Raw genomic sequence first — 21317 nt, forward strand, 5'->3', positions numbered from 1 at the left:
TGCGGGAGGGTTTCCAACGCCACTTGCTACCCTGCAGGAAGCCGCTTTGCGTCTACAAGTCGGGGAACCCGCCCAACGCAGTGGCTCCTCCGCAGGTGACTGCGAACCCGGAGGGAGAACACAGAGGAAAGATAAATAGAGACTAGTATTTACAAATGACTAATGACAACAGCGATCGCAGTGTCCACAATGCAAGCTAGCGGCTTCTTTGTCAAAACCAAAGGCGTTTAATAAGAACTGCCAGCGACATTGTTTGTTATGAAGATATTGATTCATTTGTTTGGCAGCTTGTAGTTGGGTGAGAGGTTGCTTATCCACCCCTTGCTTGATGATGTAATGGAAAGGGTCAAGCCAGTTTAACTGACCGCTGCTGTGGAGTAAAGAAAGTGCGATCGCACTATCGGGAAATTGTCGCGCTACTGCACTTACTTCTCCCTGTTTCGGCAGTTTTTTCACGAGTTGCTGTGCTGTTTGCTGTTGCGATCGCATTTGTTCTTCAAAAAACTGCTGTCTTTGTTTATCCTCTGAATCTAACCAACCTGTAGGTTCGCTTACCAAAGTCAGTGCTTCGGCTGGTTTACCATCTCTTCCCGCACGTCCAATTTCTTGCACATATTCTGAAAGCAGCAGCGGCGCGTGAAAGTGAACTACCCAACGCACATCTGGTTTATTTATCCCCATACCAAACGCACAGGTACAAACCACAAATGGCATTTTTCCACTTAGCCAGCTTGCTTCAACAGCACGGCGTTCTTCCGCACTCAGTCCTGCGTGATAACTAGCTGTAACATAATCCATCTCTGCTAAGGTTGCTGCTAACTTCTCACTATCTCGTCTGGTACGCACATAAACTAATCCTGCTTGTTGCGGTCGATTTTTAATAAATTGGATCAATTTTTGCTTTCTACCCCTTGGAGTCCAAGCAATGCAGACGTTGAGATGCAAATTCGGACGGTAGGGATTGAGGCGATAAATATCTGGTTGTTGTAATTCTAAAACTGTAGAAATAATTTTTTGGGCTAAAGGGTCAGCTGTGGCTGTAAAAGCTGCAACACTAATTTTTGTTCCTGGCGGTTTTGATTTCAGTAATGCTGGGCGCACTGCCCCTAATCTGCGATAAGCTGGGCGAAATGTTTCGCCCCACTGCACTAAACAATGAGCTTCATCTAAAATGATGCCATTAATCTGCAATTGTGGCTCGCACAATCTTTCCCACACTGGGGTACTGAGTAAAGTTTCTGGTGATAAATACAGTAATCTGAGTTTTTGTCTGTCCAATGCTTGCAGCGTCAAGCGACGTTGGGATGCAGGTAGTTCGCTATGTAACAGTGCTGCACTCAGGTTTAATTGACGTAATTCCTGCACTTGGTTTTCCATCAACGCTACCAAGGGAGAGACTACCAAAGTTAATCCTGTTTGTAGAAGTGCGGGAAGTTGAAAACAAATCGACTTACCGCCACCTGTGGGCATAATAATCAGTGCATCTTTTTGCGCCAATAAACTGCTGACGATTTCTCCCTGTGGTGGACGAAAATTGTCATAACCCCAAATTTTTTTAAAGGTAGCAAGGACTGAGTTCCAAGATGTTCTGCTTGATTCATAATTCATAATAGATGTAACCCGATCTCTGCTGAATATAGCCTTTTTCATTCTGCTAACGTTTCAGTAATTTCATCATCTTTGTAAAAATGAGATCGCTGGAGATTAGATTACTATCTATCAACTAATTAAACTCAATGTTCAAGATATTCAGGTAGCAATGAACGAAGAATTAAAACATAGATTTTACATCAGCACAGATAAATCAAAACTCGATATCAAAATGATTCACAATTTTCTGCGCAGTTCTTATTGGGCAGAGAATATGCCATTAGCCACACTGGAGAAGGCAATTTACAATTCTCTGTGTTTTGGACTTTATGAAGATAACCAGCAAGTCGGTTTTGCCAGGGTAATTACCGATTATGCTACTTCTGCTTTGTTGAAAGATGTGTTTATTGTGGAGCCTTATCGAGGGCAAGGTTTAGGAAAATGGTTTGTGCAATATATTTTGGAAGAACCAGAACTTCAAGATGTCCAAAGGTGGTTGTTAGGAACAAAAGATGCTCATGGCTTATACCGACGCTACGGTTTTAGAAACTTGACACAACCAGAAAGAATGATGATGCGTTTACATCCCAATACTTCTGAAACTTAAGGTTATTTATCAAATAGAATTTAGTAAAGATTCTGTACAACTGACAGATATATCAGTGGATTGAATACTCAGCGAAATAGTTCTGAGGAGCCGTGTGAGCAATTTTCTCAGATCGCTCGGACTAGCATTCCCGATTAAAAACTAATATTAATGGCTCTTATGGCTGAAAAGTTAGGACTCGGTGCCCCCAAACAATAATTAATTTTGATTGCTGTATTCTCACTTTTAATTCTGATTCTAGAATTAAGAAAATAAATATAAAAAATAACTGTGATTTCTAAATAATAAATGGGAATCATAAGTTTTGGGCTGTAGAACAAGCGATTTTTTTATTAAGAGCTTCAGAGTTTCTTTATTATTGGCCAATAAAATTGATTGGAATGCTGACGATGAATTTTAAACTTTATGAGTACGCTTATTACTGGTGTTTATGATTTTCGTTTATTAATTCTTTCAATTGCGATCGCACTTCTTGCTGCTTACACAGCTTTAGATTTAGCTGGACAAGTCCGCACGTCTTCGGGATATGCACGCATCGGCTGGTTGATTGGTGGTGCGATCGCAATGGGAACGGGTATTTGGTCAATGCACTTTGTCGGAATGCTGGCTTTTTGTTTGCCAATTCCCGTGAAATACGATGTTTACACTGTGTTGATATCGATACTGGCAGCAATCTTGGCTTCAGGATCTGCTTTATTCGCAATCGGTCAGGAAGTGGGGGGCACCCTCAATTTACTGGGTGGTAGTCTATTGATGGGGCTGGGTATTACCACCATGCATTACACAGGTATGGCAGCTATGCGCTTGAGCGCTAGTATCCATTACAACTATCTATTAGTCGGACTTTCAGTTGCGATCGCTTTTATCGTTTCATTAGCGGCTTTGTGGTTGGCATTTCATTTACCCGATCGCACCACCAGCGCCCATAGAAAGCAGAAAATAGTTAGTGCGATCGTCATGGGTGCAGCTATCCCGATTATGCATTACACGGGTATGGCAGCTACTAGCTTTCATGTTACAGCAGTAGCAGACATCCCATCAGTCATGACCTTTGACTCTTCTGTACTATCCACTACTATCGGCATTGTCACCTTTGCAATTTTAGGATTAGCATTGCTAATCTCTTTAGAAACAACTGCAATTGAGAGAACGGTAGCCTTAGCCAATCTCGAACGTGAAATTGCCCAACGCCAGCAGGTAGAAAAGCTTCTCCAACTTGAACAAGCACGAAAACTGGAACAGGCTTTGAAAGAATTGCAACAAACTCAAGCAAAATTAGTCCATACAGAAAAAATATCTTCCCTAGGACAACTAGTTGCAGGAGTTGCCCATGAAGTGAATAATCCTGTCAGTTTTATTTCTGGTAACTTGTCTCACGCCCACCAGTATGTTCAAGATTTAATCGCGTTACTCAAACTCTACTACCAACAGTTTCCTCACCCAGGTATGGAAATTGAAAAGCAAATCAAAACTATTGAGTTGGAATATTTGCTGGAAGATTTGCCCAAAATGATTTCTTCGATGAAACTTGGTACTGACCGCATTAAAGAAATTATGGAATCGTTGCGGAATTTTTCACGAGTAGATGGAACTGATAAAAAAGCTGCTGATATTCATCAGGGAATTAACACCACGCTGATGATTTTGCAACATCGTCTCAAAGCACAACCAAATCGTCCTGCTATTCAAGTTGTGAAGTACTATGGTAATTTACCTCAGGTTGAATGCTATCTCGGACAACTCAACCAAGTTTTTATGAATTTACTAGCAAATGCAATTGATGCTTTAGAAGAGTCTAACAATGACAAAAGTTTTACCCATATACTTGAGCATCCTAATGTAATTACCATCAGTACCAGCAGCGATGATAATTATGTCACGATCGCAATTGCTGATAATGGAACTGGAATGGCAGAAGAAGTGCGATCGCAAGTATTTGACGCATTCTTCACAACCAAGGTAGAAGGTAAAGGTACAGGCTTAGGACTAGCTATCAGTCATGAAATTATCACAGACATCCACGGTGGTAGTTTGCAGTGTGTCTCTTCTCTAGGAAAAGGTACAGAGTTTATTATTCAAATTCCTATACTGACAAAAGTTTCTCATAGTTCGCGCTCTGCAATCTGCATTTGATACTCGATCGAAATAACCCTTGCAACTCTCCTAAAGTGGAGAATTAGCAAGGGTTACAAGTCAAAATGTCTTTACACTTTCTGCGGAGTTACTTCCTCAGCTTTTTCTTTGGATTGCAAAGATGCGTACAACCGATTCAGTGCATTAACGTAGGCTTGCGCAGACGCAACGATGATATCTGTGTTGGCTGCATGACCGGAGAAGATGCGCGACTCATGTCGTAACCGGATAGTTACTTCCCCAATCGCATCAATACCTGCTGTGACTGATTGTACAGAAAACTCAATTAGCTGGTTGGGTACGTTTACTACGCGGTTGATTGCTTTGTAAACTGCATCTACAGGCCCGGTACCAATGGCTGCATCGGTTAATTCTTCACCTTCGGGAGTACGCAAAGTAACGGTGGCAGTAGGTTTGGCATTGCTACCGCAGGAAACTTGCACCAACTCTACTCTAAATAAATCTGGTGCTTGTTGAATTTCATCATTAACGATCGCTTCCAAATCCCAATCCGAGATTTCTTTCTTTTTATCAGCGACTTCTTTGAATCTGATAAATGCTTTATTTAATTCGGTTTCTGACAGTTCAAAACCCAATTCTTTCAAGCGGGTGCGGAAAGCATTTCTCCCTGAATGTTTGCCCAAAACTATTTGATTGTCTGTCAAGCCAATCAATTGGGCATCCATAATTTCATAGGTGAGCTTGTTTTTTAATACACCATCTTGATGAATGCCAGATTCGTGAGCAAAGGCATTTGCCCCGACAATCGCTTTATTTGGTTGCACTAGCATTCCTGTCAAATTGGAAACCAGGCGTGAGGAACGATAAATTTCTCTGGTGTCGATATTTGTCAGGGGTTGTTCTGAATCTGCCGGTCGTCCTAAGAAGGGATTGAAATATTGTCGCCGGACGTGCAAAGCCATAACTAATTCTTCTAAGGCTGCATTTCCTGCACGTTCGCCAATACCGTTAATAGTGCATTCTAATTGTCTAGCACCATTCTTCACAGCTTCTAAGAAGTTAGCAACTGCTAAACCCAAGTCATTATGTCCGTGAACGGAAATAATTGCTTTATCAATATTTGGGACGTTTTCTTTTATCCCCTTAATTATTGCCCCAAATTCGTTAGGGGTTGTATAACCAACAGTATCGGGAATATTAACTGTTGTCGCCCCAGCTGCGATCGCTCGCTCTAATACTTGATACAAAAATTCTGGATCGGAGCGTCCGGCATCTTCGGGAGAAAATTCTACATCATCAGTGAAGCTTTTCGCATAAGCTACCATTTCCTCTGCGATCGCTAAAACCTCTGATTTTGTCTTTTTCAGCTTGTACTCTAGATGAATATTAGATGTAGCAATAAAAGTATGGATTCTGCCTTTAGCAGCCGGTTTAATCGCTGCTGCTGCTGCTTTAATATCATCTTTTTTGGCTCTGGCCAAACTACAAATCACAGGGCCATTTTCTGTGCCGACAGTTTGGGCAATTTTGCTGACTGCTTCAAAATCTCCCGGACTGGCAAAGGCGAATCCAGCTTCAATTACATCTACCCCCAGACGCGCCAGCTGTTTAGCTATTACTAGCTTTTCGTCTATATTTAAGGTTGCTCCCGGACACTGTTCTCCATCTCGCAATGTTGTATCAAAAATGATAATTCGTTCTGGTTGGCTGCTCATTTTCTCTTTGTTTAGTTTAGGGTGGACTTTTCGCTATAACTACAACTTGGATATTAAGTTTTTTAATCTTTACATTTGTAAATAATTATTAAGTATATTAGGCTTCAGTCTTTTCTATTCGGTCTCTAATATCATTCAAATCTATATATCTATCAGTAGCATTACGTAATTCCCTCGCGATCATTCCCTCTGTAGAAACTACTGTAATATGTGTATTTTTCGAGCGTAATAGTTCAATTGCCCTTTCAAAATCTCCATCACCACTAAATAAAACTACTCTATCGTATTGATCTACTGTATTGAACATATCTACAACAATTTCTATATCTAAATTAGCTTTTTGCGAGTACCTCCCAGATGAATCATCATAATATTCTTTGAGAATTTTCGTTCGGACTGTATATCCTAAACTAATGAGAGCATCTCTAAAACCTCGTTGATCCTGTGGGTCTTTTAAGCCAGTGTACCAGAATGCATTAATTAATGTTGTCTCTGCTTGTTCATTTTTAAAGTATTCTAATACTCGCCGCGGGTCGAAGAACCAACCATTTTTTTGTTGAGCATAGAACATATTGTTTCCGTCTACAAAAATAGACAGACGATTCATTGGAGAACCCATAGAAAATTACACCTAATAATAGAAAAGAATTTTAGATTGAACAATAGATTATAGCAATTATCAAACGCTCAATTTGCTAATATCTATAAAGTATAACTTTATGTATAACTTTTATCTTAACCTCTTTTAATTCATACAAATGGTGGCAACATTGGAGTAGATCCTAGACGCTGAAACTTTTTCATAAAAGACACTGCAAGACTTACCCTACGATCAAAATCTACCAATAAAATTGACTTAGTAACAGTATTCTTAACTGTATAACAGTCAAGTTTACTCCTAAAGAGGTATGGTAGAGGTTCCAAGGTAGAATGTAGGCTAATGCCCATCTCTAGGTTTTGCCATCAACAACAGCGCACACTTTTTGCAAAAAATCGGCGTTGCAGCAGTGACAGAAGTTGTCTTAAAGAAACTTCTAGTAAATTCTCTGTTAGCGCGATTGCTGTTGTTTTGGGTAGGTTCTCACCTCAACCAAGTCCACAAACAAAGTATCTCTGGTTTAGGCCTGTGGAACATCACAGATTGCACCTCTTTCAGAGAATTAGGTCGGCAGTGTTGAGATGGGGAGATTACTGCACAGACTTAATCTCAATACAAATTTGTTGAAAAATAATGATAGTTTACAAATGTATAAGTTTTTCATTTAACTCTTATTTCAATGTGGTTGCACTAAAACAGGGTCTGAATAAATAAAAGTGTTCTAAATCAATCAATAACACGATATGGCAGAAGAACCTACATCTAGCCTAACTAAAAAATATGTCTCTGCTACCAATAGACAGTCAGGCAAAACAACAAAAGCAACTTCGACCACATCAACATCCCATTCCCAACTGATGACTTGGTTTGGTCATCTGCTAACTGGTGCTTCAGCAATCGGGGCAGCACTGCTGAGTACTTCAGGAATGGGTATGGTGCAATTGCTGGAAAGTCAGGCGCTTTCCACTTTTTTTCAACTGCGCGGGCCGATGGTGCCTCCCGAAAATATCGTGATTTTGGCAATTGACAATCAATCCGTATCAGTCCCTGAACAGTACTATAAAACAGATCCACTACAGTATGCTTACCTGGAACCACTGAAATCTTTTCCATTTAAACGTGCTGCATATGCTCAAGTAATAGAAAAATTGATCCAGGCTGGGGCGAAATCTGTTGCGGTTGATGTAGTTTTTGATACGCCTAGCAGTTATGGTGTCAGAGACGATCGCCAATTCCAAGCAGTCTTGCGAAGATATGGTAGTAAAGTTACCTTAGCAGCGCTTTATGAAAATTCTGAATCACATCAAGGAACTTGGAATCAACTAACGCTACCTCAGCCAAAGTTTCGCCTCGGGGGTGTATCTATCGGTACAGTTAATTTCCCTCTGGAGGTAGATGGCAAGATTCATCGATTGGCAAGCGAGTTTAATAAGACTATAGATGAACGAGATGTCTTAATCGATAAAGTACCTTCCTTTGACGAAGCCGCGCTGAGGGCAGCCAAAATTAATTATGCTCGACCAAAAGGCGATCGCATTTATTTTTGGGGGCCAGCGGGGACATTTGAACCAATTCCCTTTTGGTACGTACTCGACCCGCAAAACTGGAAAAATTATTTGCAGCAAGGAAAAGTTTTTAAGAATAAAATTGTGGTGATTGGAGCTACAGCACAATTAGGCAATGATTATCATCCCGTAGTGGCTGGTAACAATTGGCTTTATCCCGAACGCATGTCAGGAGTGGAAATTCATGCGAATGCGATCGCAACTTTGATGAAAAATAAAGCGATCGCGCCAGGAATTGTGAGTCCACCTATGCAAGGTTTATTTGTGCTAGCCATAGTTGGCAGTGCAATATTTCTTAGTACAAGAAGCAAGCGCGGAATTAATCGATTTATCAACAGCATTTTTCTAGCTACTATTTGGGGCGGAATTAGCTATGTATTATTTGTACATCAGCAGCTAATCTTCCCTACAACCATACCAATGATCGCGATCGCCTGGAGTGGATTGGCCTACCTAGGAACCGACATAGCCAGAGAAAGCATTAAAAAACGCCAATTAGTAGATATCTTTCAAAAATATAAATCTTCTCCAGTTGTTCAAGAAATTATTAGTCAGCAAGATGACTTGCAAGACTTACTTCAGCAACGAGATTTAGCTGTAGCCGGAAAAATACTTGGTGGACGCTACAGAATTGTCAAAGTACTCGGTTCTGGGGGATTCAGCGAAACCTACATTGCTGAAGATATGCAACGCCCAGGAAACCCTCGATGTGTAGTTAAACAGCTAAAACCAGCCAATACCAAATCAACAGGATTGCAACTTGCTAGAAGGTTATTTAACTCCGAGGCGCAAACTTTAGAAAAATTGGGAAAACACCAGCAAATTCCCCAACTATTGGCTTATTTTGAACAAGACGAAGAATTTTATTTAGTGCAAGAATATATCATCGGTCATCCTCTAAGTCAGGAATTGCCTTCAGGACGGCCGCTGTTAGAAACTACGGTTATCGAGATTTTACGAGATTTATTGCAAACATTGGCATTTGTGCATCAAAACGGTGTAATTCACCGCGATATCAAACCCAGCAATATTATCCGCCGACACGCAGACTGGAAACTCGTATTGATAGATTTTGGTGCGGTCAAAGAAGTCACTGCACCGCAAATGGAAAATCAAGAACAGACCCCCTTCACTATAGGGATTGGGACTAAGGGTTATGCGCCCAACGAGCAATGTTTTGGACGCCCCCAATACAGTAGCGACATCTATGCAGTCGGTATGATTGGCATCAAAGCTTTGACTGGTATCGCGCCCCACGAATTTGATAGAGATGCTGAGGGAGAGTTGCAATGGCGAGATAAGGTAATGGTCAGCCAACCCTTGGCAGAGATTCTCAGTAAAATGGTTTTGGAAGACTACAAGCAGCGCTATCAATCTGCAACAGAAGCTCTAGAGGCGTTTGCTCAGTTGGTAGGTTATTCAGATAGAAACTCTATCAATCAAAACGACTTATCAATCAAAACTGCACCCTCAGACGATCCAGATGCTCCTACCACACCTTGGAATGGAACATCTTAACAAACTTCCGATCGCCAACTGATTGATACTATTCTCATCATGTATAAATGACTGTATCTAATTTTTTTGGCAACTTCAGCTATCTTTAGTTGTGAAAATCAGTGATAATTAGATCTATATCTATATATATTCAAATATCTTAACATTTGAGGAATAATAACCCTGCCTTCCTATCTCTGGTAGGGTTTATTTTTCACATTTTATTGCTAATAAAGAGCTAAATAGCAGTAATAAAAGCATTTAAATGTTGACATAATTGTTATTGCGATCGCAGCGACAAAGACTACTCATTATCAACACCATCTGTTAAACTTCGTAGCTCACAGAGCTATTAAGGGGTAGGGAGCCAACACGTGTATGTCAGATTTATGGAATATTTTTTTTACGTCCGGATCTTTTATCCCGCATGGGCACTGCTATCTATGGCAAACTAATTTAGTTGGACTACACATCTTATCTGACGCCATTATTGCACTAGCTTATTACTCAATTCCCACAACACTTTTCTACTTCGTTAGCAAACGCCAGGATCTACCCTTCCATTGGATATTTCTACTTTTTAGTGGTTTTATCGTAGCTTGTGGCACGACTCATCTAATGGAGATTTGGACGCTTTGGTATCCAACCTATTGGCTATCAGGATTTATTAAAGCTGCAACTGCAATTATATCTTTTTTTACAGCGGTACAACTTGTACCCTTAGTGCCGCAAGCCTTAGCGCTTCCTAGCCCTGCTCAATTAGAACAAGCAAACCAACAACTGCAAACACAAATAGCCGAAAGATTAAAGATAGAAGCAGAATTAAGAAAATACCAAAATCATTTAGAAGATTTGGTGGCAGCTCGGACAAATGAAATTACTAAAACCAACGAACAATTACAACAGGAAATTACTGAACGCCAGCGTATTTTAGAAGTTTTACGGCAAAGTGAAGAACGTTATCGTTATTTAGCTGAGGCAATTCCCCAACTTGTATGGACAGCAGATGCTAACGGTGAATGTGATTATTTTAATCAAAATTGGTGCAATTACACAGGGCTGACATTAGAGCAATCCTTGGGTTCGGGTTGGGTAGCAGCATTACATCCAGATGATATCCAAAGTACTTATGAGGCATGGTCAAATGCTGTCAACAGTGGCACCTTATATGAAATTGAATACCGCTTTCAACGGGCGACTGATGGTTCCTATCGCTGGCAGCTAGCACGAGGCTTACCTCTAAAAGATGAGCAAAATCATGTAGTAAAGTGGTTTGGCACTTGTACCGATATTCACGAACAAAAGGAGATACAGCAAGAACGTGCCCACTTACTAGAATTAGAACAAACAGCAAGAGCGAAAGCAGAAACAGCCAATCGAATGAAAGATGAATTTCTGGCCATACTCTCCCACGAACTACGCACCCCAATGAATGCGATTCTGGGCTGGTCAAAATTGTTGCAAAGTGGCAATTTACCATCAGAAAAGATATCTCAAGCCATAGGAACAATAGAGCGCAATGCTAAGTTACAGGTTCAACTAATTGAAGACTTGCTCGATATCTCCAGCATTTTACAAGGCAAATTAACACTAAATGTAGCAAATGTTCAGTTAGAATCTGTTATTTTATCTGCACTAGAAACAATGGCATTGGCTACACAAACTAAGTCAATTCAGGTGAATACAATATTTGAATCGAATGTAGGTACAGTCTTGGGTGATTCTACTCGCTTGCAGCAAGTGGTTTGGAATCTCCTTTCTAACGCTGTCAAATTTACTCCTCAAGGAGGAAAGGTAGAAGCGAAATTGAGCAAAGTTGATGGCTATGCTCAAATCATAGTTAGCGATACAGGTAAAGGGATTAGTGCTGAGTTTTTGCCTTATGCTTTTGATTACTTCCGCCAAGCAGATAGTAGCTCTACAAGAAAATTTGGCGGATTAGGTTTAGGACTGGCAATTGTCCGTAATATTGTCGAAATGCATGGTGGTACAGTTACAGCCGCCAGCCTTGGTGAAGACCAAGGCGCAACTTTCACTGTCAAGTTACCGCTGCAAAAAACCAAAACTCAAGATTTGTTCAATAGGCAAAATCACTCTTCTTTCTCAACACCTAGTTCTTATTCCCTTGCTGGCGTGCAAATTTTGGTTGTCGATGATGATACAGATTCGCTGGAATTTGTTGCTTTCGTATTAGAGCAAGATGGGGCGGATGTAATTGCAGCTTCTTCGGCATTAGAAGCATTACAAGTCATCGAACAGAAAAAGCCAGATGTGTTAGTCAGTGATATCAGTATGCCCGATATGGATGGCTATACCCTCATGCGTCAAGTCAGAGCTTGGAGTGCAGAACAAGGAGGAGAAATTCCAGCGATCGCTCTGACTGCCTTTGCGCGAAAATACGATCGGCAGCAAGCACTGCAAGCTGGGTTTCAGTTGCATTTAGCCAAACCTGTTAACCCAGAAGAATTAGTTGCAGCCGTTGTTCAACTAGCTAGGTAGTACGGAGAAATTTTCAATATTACTAATTTTCAGTTTCAGGTTTTGACAAGGTATCAACAAACTAGGCGATCGCTCGATAATTTTATTATGAAATAGCTTTATTATTAGTAATCAAACGTTTTATTTCTGATAATAATACAGTAGGTTCTACAGGTTTATTCACATAACTTTGAAAACCCGATGCCAGCGCCATACTCCGACTTTCATCAGAACTGAGAGCAGTTAAAGCTATAGCTGGTATCTCTCGTTGTTCAGAAGTGCTGCTGTCTCTGATTTTGCGAATAAACGAATAACCATCAACTTCTGGCATAGCGATGTCAGAAATTAAAATATCAAATTTTAACTCTTTAATCGTTTCTAAAGCATCTAATACTGATGTTGCTGTTTTGACCTGCAAGCCGTTATTTTCGAGGATAAACGTAGTTAGGATCAGGCTATCTTCGTTATCATCTACTAATAAAACTCGCAAGCCATCTAGAGATTGAATATTTTTTGTATCTTCTTGGGGATGTGGATCTTCAACGTTACTTGTCATGTTTAATATGTGCCTCCTTAGTTGCCTGCATCAATTACGGAGGAACTCCCACCAGACAGCTATTACATGACTGTCTGGTGGGAATCTAACAACAAGCTACCACAACATTAGACATGAAGTATCAAGGATGAAGGCTGAAGGACGAAATCAAAAAATATTATTTTCATCCTTCATACTTCATCCTTCAGCCTTTTTAGAGTTCACCTGTAGCTAGCATCTGGATGATGCGAGGTGTTCCTGGGTCGAATCCAGCTAAATCCCAAGAAAGCGGATCTTGAGGATCTACTAAGGTAATTTTGTAAGGTGCAAGAGTGACATACACTGCCTTGGCATTGGGGTTTACCTTCTGGCGATACTGCGCTAATGCTTGACTGGGATGCTTAGAACCAGCCCATGACTCGTTATCAGTCCAAAAGCAAATTACATCTGCCTTGAACTTATTCTTAATCATCCAATCGTAAGCTACAGACGCATCTGTTCCACCGAAGTTTTGATTGCTAGCTTTGCGTAGTGCAGAACTAAAACTATCTTTAGCTGTGATACCTAATTCGCGAAATTCGGTAGCAAAGCCGCGAATCATATAGTTTTGCTCGGCTTTTGCTGTCACCAGCGCCATTGTCGTGGCAATTTCGCAGCAGCTTAAACCTACTGAATCAACTACACCCCAAGACATCGACCCGGAAACATCTACAGCGTGCATGAACACTTTACCTGTGGGCTGCACAACATCAAAAGCTAGTTCAACCGCTTTTTCTAAGATGTCTACAATCCGAGGTACTGGTTCCCAAGTTTTTTGGCTGCGTCCTAATTTGCCACCAGATTGATAAGTCTTCAGGGCTTTCAAAACATCAATCGGATGGATGCGACCTTTACGCAGATGTTCTTTGTTGTTGAGAACTGCTTCCACTCGCAGAATATTGGCACTTTCATCAGCTCGCAGTACACCCAGTTCTGTCAAAGAACCAAGGTTACGCAGCATTGCACCTATTGGCATTTCTTGGAAAAGCAACTGCCAAGCTTGTTTATCCATCTTACCCACAGGTGCAGCCATTTCGTGAGTTAGGCGTCCTTGTGCGATCGCTGTATGGGTTTCGCTAGGATTCCGCTTTAACCACTCATACCACCAAATCTGCGCCAATGCCTCAGAAGGTATGTCTGCCGGCAAATCTTCCCAACCTTTAACTACCCACTCAAATAATTCGCGGTGAGTTTCTGTAGGTGGTTTGACATGGAACAACCGCAATGCATCTTTGTGAGAGAAACCTTGACGCTGTTGATATTTCAAAAGTTGATAAGCTAAACCCTTGACATCTTCGCGAGATAACCAAGTTTTCCCAGCTTCGCGCACTACCTTACCAAATCCCCGCAGAGATTTGGTGTAGTTCAGCCATTCGTAGAAGTGGCTACCAGTGCGAACAACTTGCCCAAAGATTTCACCAAAGGCTTTTTTGGCTTCTGGTGTTTCACCCATAGATAGCAGCACCAATGCCAAGATAGGCGCACTGTTGTTAATGGCGCGTCCATCGCTAGCATAGAGAATTTCTTCTGCCACACGCCCAGGATTTTCTGCTACAGCTTGTTTAACAACATCTACAAAATCTTCAGTTAATTCATGTTTGCCCGCATAGTAAGTGCTTTTTGCTGTGCCAATCAACAGACAACGGCGCAGCATTTTCCAAATACCCGCATCAAACATATACCCGCCGGAACGCCCCTTAATCATCTCTGCTTCTCGTCCGGGGATAGGCTGATTTTGCGGTGTATTGGTCTGCTTTTTAGTAAAGAAATTGTAATTCATAGCTTCATCTCCCGGCCCTTGCGGGCAAAAATGAAAGGTGGCAGGGCAGGATTTGAACCTGCGACATCCGGCTTAAAAGGCGATAACCCTAATTCGTCGGCCTTTTCAGGCAAGGGGTGAACAAGGATGTTTTCGGTGCTCTACCAACTGAGCTACCTGCCACATAAGAATTAAAAATTCAAAATTCAAAATTAGGTTTTGGCGGGTGGGGCAGGAATTGAACCTGCAACCTTTGAATTAACGATAACCCTAGACTCGTCGGCTTTTTCAGGCAAGGTTGTGAACCAAGGACTATGGGTAATTAACCCGTTCACTGCTCTACCAGATTGAGCTACCCACCCAGATGAAAATTTCAAATTAGATTTTGGGTGATGGGGCGGGAATCGAACCCGCGATGCTCGTCTTGCAAACGATAACCCTCAATTCTTCGGCCTTTGCAGGCAAGAGGTGAATAAGGATATTAAGCGCCTTACCACTTGGCTACCCATCACATAACAATTCAAAATTCAAAATTCAAAATTAGGTTTGGGTGGCGGGGCGGGATTTGTAGACGCGAAGCGGCTTCCCGTAGGGTACCCGCGACCTCTCGAACCCAAATCGATAACCCTAATTCGTCGGCCTTTGCAGACAAGGGGTGAACAAGGATGTTTAGCGCTCTACCACTGAGCTACCCGCCACATAACAATTCAAAATTCAAAATGCAAAATTAGGTTTGGGTGGCGGGACAGGAATTGAACCTGCGACCTTCCCGATTATGAGTCGATAACCTTCATTCTTCGGCCTTTGCAGACAAGAGGTGAACAAAGATATTTTTGGCGCTCTACCACTGAGCTACCCGCCACATATAATTAAAAATTCAAAATGGAAAATTAGGTTTGGGTGTAGCGAAACAGGATTTTCACCTGCACCTCCAGAAGTTAAATCAAGGGTGTTTTTATTAATTTACGATAACCCTCGATATTGTCGGCCCTTGCGGGCAAGGTGGGCGCTCTGATATTTGAGCTATTCGCTACGATTGAAAGCTTACTCCTTCTAGAACATCGGTTTGTATTATTAATGTAGTATGCGTATTACGAGATGTCAAGAATCTAGGAAGCTAATTTTGCAATTGAGCTTCTAATCAAGAATTCTTTGTAATCTCTAGAGATTTCTAGAGATTTCAAGCGATATGTTAACTCTTATACTGAAGATAATAAGTATATCTAGATACTAACGATCATTTTTGCCCAGTCTGGCATTTTTGGCAAAAAATACTTTTTTCGGCAAAATCTTTGATTTGAAAGGAATACAGGCTTAATATTTGGCCAATTCTTCAGGCAGCTTACAGTGTATAAAAATTAGTAATGTTATATTTTTCCAACAATTTTGCCGTAAGTTTGCCAAAAGATACAAAAAAATGTCACAATTTTTGCCAAGATAATAATTATTTCTTTTCTAACAATTCACTTGGCAGCAATGAGCATGAGTGAAAAAACATTAGAAGGCAGCGGGAAGGCTTTTCTCGTTCTGCTTTTGCCCATCTCGTTTTTGATTATTTTCCTTGTTTCTACTTGGAAATTTTTGCTGGCTTTCATGCTGCTGCTTATTGGTTTCAATATTTGGCAGTGGCATCAATGGCAACAGTGGTGTCAGCAAGTTAATCCTATTTTCCATCGGCTGGTTCATGACGCTCAGGGTAGAGTGACACCAATGGACTTAGCTATGAGGGGTAATTTTTCTGGAACACTAGCTAAACGTTACCTAGATACTAAAGCCAGCGAATTTGGTGCGAGTCTTCTGAATTCTGAAGATGGAAGTCCGGTCTATTACTTTATGAATGCCACTATTTTAGGCAGCATACTTGATAGTAGTGAGCCTGTTAAAGAACTTCCTTCGCAGTCAGTTAGCAAAGCTGCTCCTGTATTACTGGCACCAACGCTACTACAGCCGGAACCAGAAGAAACAGAAGATGATGATGAATTATTGCCACCAGCAACTCATGAAGAAGTCAAAACACCTTTGGAAAAACAATTAGTTTTTGGCTCTCTGATTCAATCAGAACTAGCAAAAAGGCTGAATGTTTATTCCAGTACGGTGTATAAACGCCGCAATGACCCAGACTTTCCTGAATGGAGCCGCAGTCGCGATCCTGATGGTATTGCTTGGTCATTCTCCCGGAAAACTAAAGAGTTTTTCCCTTTGGAGGAAGATAAAAGTTAAACCTGGAAACTTGATTTTCCTAGCTTTTTGTCTAGAAAAAAGATCGCTAATCAGTTAACAGTGAACGTGAGGAGTTTCACATTTGAGATTTAAACTCCTGTTTGGAAGTTGTAAGTTTGAGTTGGAATTTATATTTCAACTCAAACTTTGAGAACTGCTGAATGTTTTTAATTTTTAGCTTTTGCTTCTAAACCTACAGCTGCATTAATTGAATTTAATCCGCTTTCTTCTAACTTAGAAAGTAAACCTGTGAGAATGCGGCGTACCATCATTGGGCCTTGGTAAATCCAGCCTGTATAGACTTGAATCAGACTAGCACCAGCAGTAATTTTTTCCCAGGCATCTTCTGGGGTAAAGATGCCGCCAACGCCGATAATTGGCAATTGTCCTTGAGTTTGTTGCCAGATAAACCGAATGACTTCGGTGGAACGATCGCGTAATGGTGCGCCGCTAATTCCACCAGCTTCTTCTTGCACAGTTTTGCCTGTTTGTGCGATTACCTGAGTTTTCAGCAGATCGCGGCGAATAGTGGTGTTAGTAGCAATTAACCCCGCCAACTGGTAGGTATTCGCCAAAGCAACAATATCAGCGATCGCTTCCCATTCTAAATCGGGGGCTATCTTGACAAAAATCGGCTTTTGTGTTTTATTGTCTTGTTGCAATAAATCCAAAATAGAGCCGAGCATGGCTGCATCTTGGAGCGATCGCAACCCTGGCGTATTTGGAGAAGACACATTAACTACAAAATAGTCTCCCAAGTCCTTAAGTAAACGAAAACTATTGAGGTAATCGTTTGCAGATGTTTCGAGGGGGGTTACTTTAGATTTACCTAAATTTATACCTATAGGAATTCGCTGGTTTAATTCTTGTTTCCCTTGTGCTAATCGTGCCGCCATTGCTGCTGCACCGCTATTATTAAAACCCATGCGGTTGAGGGCAGCTTTATCTAAAGGTAAACGAAACAAGCGGGGACGGGGATTTCCAGGTTGAGGAATATAGGTGACTGTGCCTAATTCTGCAAAGCCAAAACCAAGGCTTGACCAGATTTGGGCAGCAATGCCATCCTTATCAAACCCAGCTGCTAAACCTACAGGGTTGGGAAAGTTAATCCCAAAGAGATTTTGTTCTAAACGCGGATCGTATAAGCATAATGACTGCTGAAGCAGATGATTTACCCATCTAGCAGGGAGGCGATCGCTTTTTTGTGATAACCAACCAAGAGTGTTAATCGTCTTGTGGTGTAACCACTCTGGATCTGTTTTGAGCAGATTAAACAACAGCGGACTAATTGCTAATTGATAAATATCCATGCCAATTAAAGCTGCCAAAATATAGTATCTAGAGATATGTGGACATAGGGCATTTGTGATTGGGAATGGGGCATTGGTCAAGAGTCCAGAGTCAAAAGTCAATAGTTATTTCTTTCCTCCTCTGCTCCCCTTCGGGTGACGCTCCTTCGTCGCTCTAAGCGAAGCTATGCCGAAGGCTTTACGCTGCGCTAACGCCACTTTGCCATCGTGACGGGAACCGCCCGCCGAAGGATGCCCGAAGGTCTGTAGACGGCAAGTGGACTCACCTGCTTCCCTGCTCCCCTGCTTTTTCTCCCTCATCTCCCGTAATTTCGGATGCTAATTTTGAACGCAATTTAGTATCAGGGTGCTTTTCTGGGCATCTTATATATTACAAGTTATGTTGACTAATAATCAGATGGGGCCGCCAGAAAAACCTATAGCTGCTGAAAAACAGATAATTTCCTTGGGGCGTGTCCTCCAGAAACTCAGGGAAGAAGATAATGTTGAAGTTTTAATCGAGACTACTATTGCTTATATTAAAGAGCAATTTGACTACCAACTAATCTGGATTGCGCTTTACGATCGCCTGAATCATACATTGTCTGGCAAAGGTGGGATGACACCCAATCAAGACAGCAATTTTTTACAACAGCGATTAGTTCTTAGCCCTGGAGATTTATTAGAACAAGTTGTAATAGAACAGCGTCCCTTGGGCGTAGCAGATTTAAGAGATGAGCATCGAACTGAGAAATTACAGGAAGTAGCGAAAAAATTCCAAATTCAAGGAACTATTGTTTTACCAATTCGCTACAGAGACCGCTGTCTGGGTTTGGTATTACTAGGTTCGCAAAGCTGGGGCTATTTACTAGCTGGAGATGCCAAAGCAAGGCTGTTAGTGGTTTTAGCCGAACTAGGAGCGATACTTTATCAACATGAGATAGATTTGCAGCAAAAGCAAACCAAGCGAATTGAGGAGCCTTTGTTGCGATTGTTAGAAAACTTACGCTCCTTAAGTAGCCTGGATAAAAAACTAGAAGCAGTAGTAGAAGCAACTCATCAATTTGTTGCTCCATCCCGAACCAATATTTACTGGTTTGAACGTGAAGGACGCTACTTTTGGTGTCGGATGAACAATCAGTTGCTCAATCTCGGTCGCAACACTGGCCCCCAGCAACCAGCCGTGGGAATTTCCGTGCAGGACTTGAGCGAATTTTACTATGCTTTGGTAGTCAATCAAATTGTCTGGATTGGCGAGTCGCGGAGTTCGCTCAACAGTCATGTTACAGGTAAGCTACTACAACGCCTGCGGGTGCGATCGCTATTGGCAGCTCCCATCATCTGCCAAAAAGAATTGCTGGGTTTTCTCGCAGTAGAAGGCAATCAACCCCGTATCTGGACAGATGCAGATAAAAATTTCATCCAAGGTGCAGCGGGATTAATCTCTCTGGTGGCTCCTACTGAAAGCATGGAAAGTACCATCAAACAAATTCAAGCGGATGCCCAGTTAACTAGTCAAGTTGCTCAAGCTATCTATAGCGAGCATAACCTGCAAGAAGTACTGCGCATTTGTGCCCAGAGAGTTTTAGAGAGACTAGCTACTACCCGCTTTTTATTGTTGCGGTACGACCCCGACCAAAATCATTATCAAATTCTCCACCAAAGCCAAATTCAGAATCGCCGATCTTTGTCATTTACCCTCAATGCTCTTAAAGATTTGGATAGACAGCTTTTGCAGCGTGTAACTGAAGCAGTAGAGATTGAGAATTTAGATGAAGATTTGCGATTTATCAACTGGCGTCCCTTTTTTATTGAAAATGGCGTGCATTCGCTCTTAGTTTGTAACTGCGCTCAAGGTAGTTCTCCCATAGCCCTTGTAGTCATTGCTCATGAAACCCATCGCTGTTGGACAACTTTAGAAAAGGAACTGCTATGGGTTGTTAGCCAACAAGTTGGTGTAATTGTCCGTCAGTGGCAACTGCAAGAAAATAATGAACAGCAAAAAGCTATTTTACAAAGCTTTCAACAATGTTTGCGTATCCTGTCACAAACCCAGAGTAAAACAACAGACACAGAAGAAAATCATCTCGAACGCACCGCACTACAACAAATCGCAGCTGTTCTCAGTTGTCCCTTGGCATTAATGCTCTCTTGGTCGCCTGGCCAACATCAAGCAGAAATTATTCCTGGGGTAATTACCAATAAGGGATTTGAAATTGTTGCTAATGCATCAATTTCTGTGGAGACAGAAGTTATTATCCAATGGGCACTTGCTCAAGAAGGTTATCTCAGTCTCAGAGTTGATGATTTACCTCCAGAAACTAGAAATTGGTTGAACGGTGCGGATATTGGTCAAATTTTGGTGATGGTATTACGTACTTCCCATATTTATCAACCTACAAGTGTGGTGTTATTTGCAGACCATAGAGAACGTTATTGGTCAGAAAATAGCCTCAGCGCTGCGGAAACTCTTGTGTGTCAATTAGCTTGGTTGCATCGTCAAAAGCAAATCACTCAACTTCTAGAGTTCACAACTGAGGACTTACGACAACTCAATTGGTATAAGCATCGTCGTCTAGAAGAAATTCACCGAGTTACAACACCTTTGCTGTCTCAAATCTCGGATTTGGGGGTTCCGGCGCAGGAAATAAAGGAAACACGTCCCCAACCACTACTGCGACAGCTAGAGTATACAACAGCCTCGATCGCAGAATTGCTCAAAAATGAGCAGTGGCAGTTACACCTGAAATGGGAAATTATACCCGTAGCCAGTTTACTGAAACGAACGATCGAAAAAGTAGACAGTTTACTCAAACAACATAAGCTGTGGGTAGGCGTGCATGGTTTGGGACAATCTGTTGTGGCTCAGGACTCACCAAAAAATTCACCCGATCTTAAAGTAACTCAAAGCACAGGAAATCAATCTTCGATGGCAATCGCTGGGGACATTAAAAAAATTGAACTAGTGCTGCATGAATTGTTGGTTACAGCCTGTCAGCGTTCTCAACCAGGAGGCAGAATTGACATCTGGTGTCGCCGCTTAGATGAAGGGATGTTAGATATTTCGATTACAGATAGCGGCCCTATAGAACCGTTGCTCTTGGCAGCGCTCAACCAAGATCAACCTAAGGATGTGCTTGCTGTATCTAGCCTAGATCGACCACCTGGTTTGCACTTGCTCATCTGCAAAAATCTCATGCGCCAAATGAAAGGAGAATTGCACTTCTATCAATTACCAGATAATCGAGTAGTTAGTCGCTTACTGCTGCAATTAGCTACTCATTCTTAGTCTCGATCGGAACACTTTTTTTCATTGGGCGTGCTTTCCCGC

General features: G+C 41.6%; 13 protein-coding genes and 4 tRNA genes. 7 read left to right on the forward strand and 10 right to left on the reverse strand.

Annotated elements, in window-relative coordinates; genetic code table 11:
• Positions 1-159: 159 nt before the first annotated feature.
• Positions 160-1608, reverse strand: coding sequence for a RecQ family ATP-dependent DNA helicase (locus AACU33_RS25630; RefSeq protein ID WP_096591902.1), 1449 nt, complete (start codon positions 1606-1608; stop codon positions 160-162).
• A 151-nt stretch (positions 1609-1759) separates the two neighbouring features.
• On the opposite strand from AACU33_RS25630, the gene AACU33_RS25635 reads away from it, so the two are divergent.
• Both AACU33_RS25635 and AACU33_RS25640 read left to right on the forward strand, forming a co-directional pair.
• Positions 1760-2197, forward strand: a complete 438-nt coding sequence (locus AACU33_RS25635) for a GNAT family N-acetyltransferase (RefSeq protein WP_096591905.1) — start codon at positions 1760-1762, stop codon at positions 2195-2197.
• A 405-nt stretch (positions 2198-2602) separates the two neighbouring features.
• Entirely contained in the window at positions 2603-4330 is a 1728-nt protein-coding gene (locus AACU33_RS25640; protein WP_096591908.1) for an MHYT domain-containing protein, read from the forward strand.
• Positions 4331-4401: 71 nt separating this feature from the next.
• Here AACU33_RS25640 and AACU33_RS25645 read toward each other — a convergent pair whose 3' ends face one another.
• Complete coding sequence (locus tag AACU33_RS25645) at positions 4402-6006, reverse strand: 2-isopropylmalate synthase (protein ID WP_096591910.1); 1605 nt, start codon at positions 6004-6006, stop codon at positions 4402-4404.
• Positions 6007-6103: 97 nt separating this feature from the next.
• A complete protein-coding gene (locus tag AACU33_RS25650; RefSeq protein ID WP_096591913.1) occupies positions 6104-6625 on the reverse strand; it encodes a LabA-like NYN domain-containing protein in 522 nt (173 codons plus the stop codon).
• 364 nt (positions 6626-6989) lie between these two features.
• On the opposite strand from AACU33_RS25650, the gene AACU33_RS25655 reads away from it, so the two are divergent.
• From AACU33_RS25655 to AACU33_RS25665, 3 genes are all read left to right on the forward strand, one after another.
• A complete protein-coding gene (locus AACU33_RS25655; protein ID WP_096591916.1) occupies positions 6990-7184 on the forward strand; it encodes a hypothetical protein in 195 nt (64 codons plus the stop codon).
• Positions 7185-7347: 163 nt separating this feature from the next.
• The gene (locus tag AACU33_RS25660) at positions 7348-9687 is read left to right on the forward strand and encodes a CHASE2 domain-containing serine/threonine-protein kinase (RefSeq protein WP_096591919.1); all 2340 of its coding nucleotides are present in this window, start codon (positions 7348-7350) and stop codon (positions 9685-9687) included.
• A 357-nt stretch (positions 9688-10044) separates the two neighbouring features.
• On the forward strand, positions 10045-12165 hold the full coding sequence (locus AACU33_RS25665; protein WP_096591921.1) for a hybrid sensor histidine kinase/response regulator: 2121 nt from the start codon (positions 10045-10047) through the stop codon (positions 12163-12165).
• A gap of 85 nt (positions 12166-12250) precedes the next feature.
• On the opposite strand, the gene AACU33_RS25670 is transcribed toward AACU33_RS25665, so the two are convergent.
• The 6 genes from AACU33_RS25670 to AACU33_RS25695 all read right to left on the reverse strand — a co-directional run bounded on the left by AACU33_RS25670 (position 12251) and on the right by AACU33_RS25695 (position 15339).
• Positions 12251-12700: a response regulator gene (locus tag AACU33_RS25670; protein ID WP_096591924.1), complete on the reverse strand. Its 450-nt coding sequence runs from the start codon at positions 12698-12700 to the stop codon at positions 12251-12253.
• A 193-nt stretch (positions 12701-12893) separates the two neighbouring features.
• The gene (locus tag AACU33_RS25675) at positions 12894-14498 is read right to left on the reverse strand and encodes a TROVE domain-containing protein (RefSeq protein ID WP_096591926.1); all 1605 of its coding nucleotides are present in this window, start codon (positions 14496-14498) and stop codon (positions 12894-12896) included.
• 37 nt (positions 14499-14535) lie between these two features.
• Positions 14536-14660 (reverse strand) — tRNA-OTHER (locus AACU33_RS25680).
• A gap of 37 nt (positions 14661-14697) precedes the next feature.
• Positions 14698-14839: transfer RNA gene (locus AACU33_RS25685), tRNA-OTHER, on the reverse strand.
• A 24-nt stretch (positions 14840-14863) separates the two neighbouring features.
• Positions 14864-14988: transfer RNA gene (locus AACU33_RS25690), tRNA-Cys, on the reverse strand.
• 223 nt (positions 14989-15211) lie between these two features.
• Positions 15212-15339: transfer RNA gene (locus AACU33_RS25695), tRNA-Ile, on the reverse strand.
• A 620-nt stretch (positions 15340-15959) separates the two neighbouring features.
• Between AACU33_RS25695 and AACU33_RS25700 the strand changes: the two genes are divergently transcribed.
• Complete coding sequence (locus AACU33_RS25700; RefSeq protein ID WP_096591929.1) at positions 15960-16697, forward strand: hypothetical protein; 738 nt, start codon at positions 15960-15962, stop codon at positions 16695-16697.
• A gap of 167 nt (positions 16698-16864) precedes the next feature.
• On the opposite strand, the gene AACU33_RS25705 is transcribed toward AACU33_RS25700, so the two are convergent.
• Complete coding sequence (locus AACU33_RS25705; RefSeq protein WP_096591931.1) at positions 16865-18007, reverse strand: quinone-dependent dihydroorotate dehydrogenase; 1143 nt, start codon at positions 18005-18007, stop codon at positions 16865-16867.
• 379 nt (positions 18008-18386) lie between these two features.
• On the opposite strand from AACU33_RS25705, the gene AACU33_RS25710 reads away from it, so the two are divergent.
• Complete coding sequence (locus AACU33_RS25710) at positions 18387-21275, forward strand: sensor histidine kinase (protein WP_339376287.1); 2889 nt, start codon at positions 18387-18389, stop codon at positions 21273-21275.
• Positions 21276-21317: the final 42 nt, after the last annotated feature.

It is taken from the genome of Calothrix sp. NIES-2098 (genome assembly GCF_963875125.1).
Classification (GTDB): Bacteria; Cyanobacteriota; Cyanobacteriia; order Cyanobacteriales; family Nostocaceae; genus Aulosira.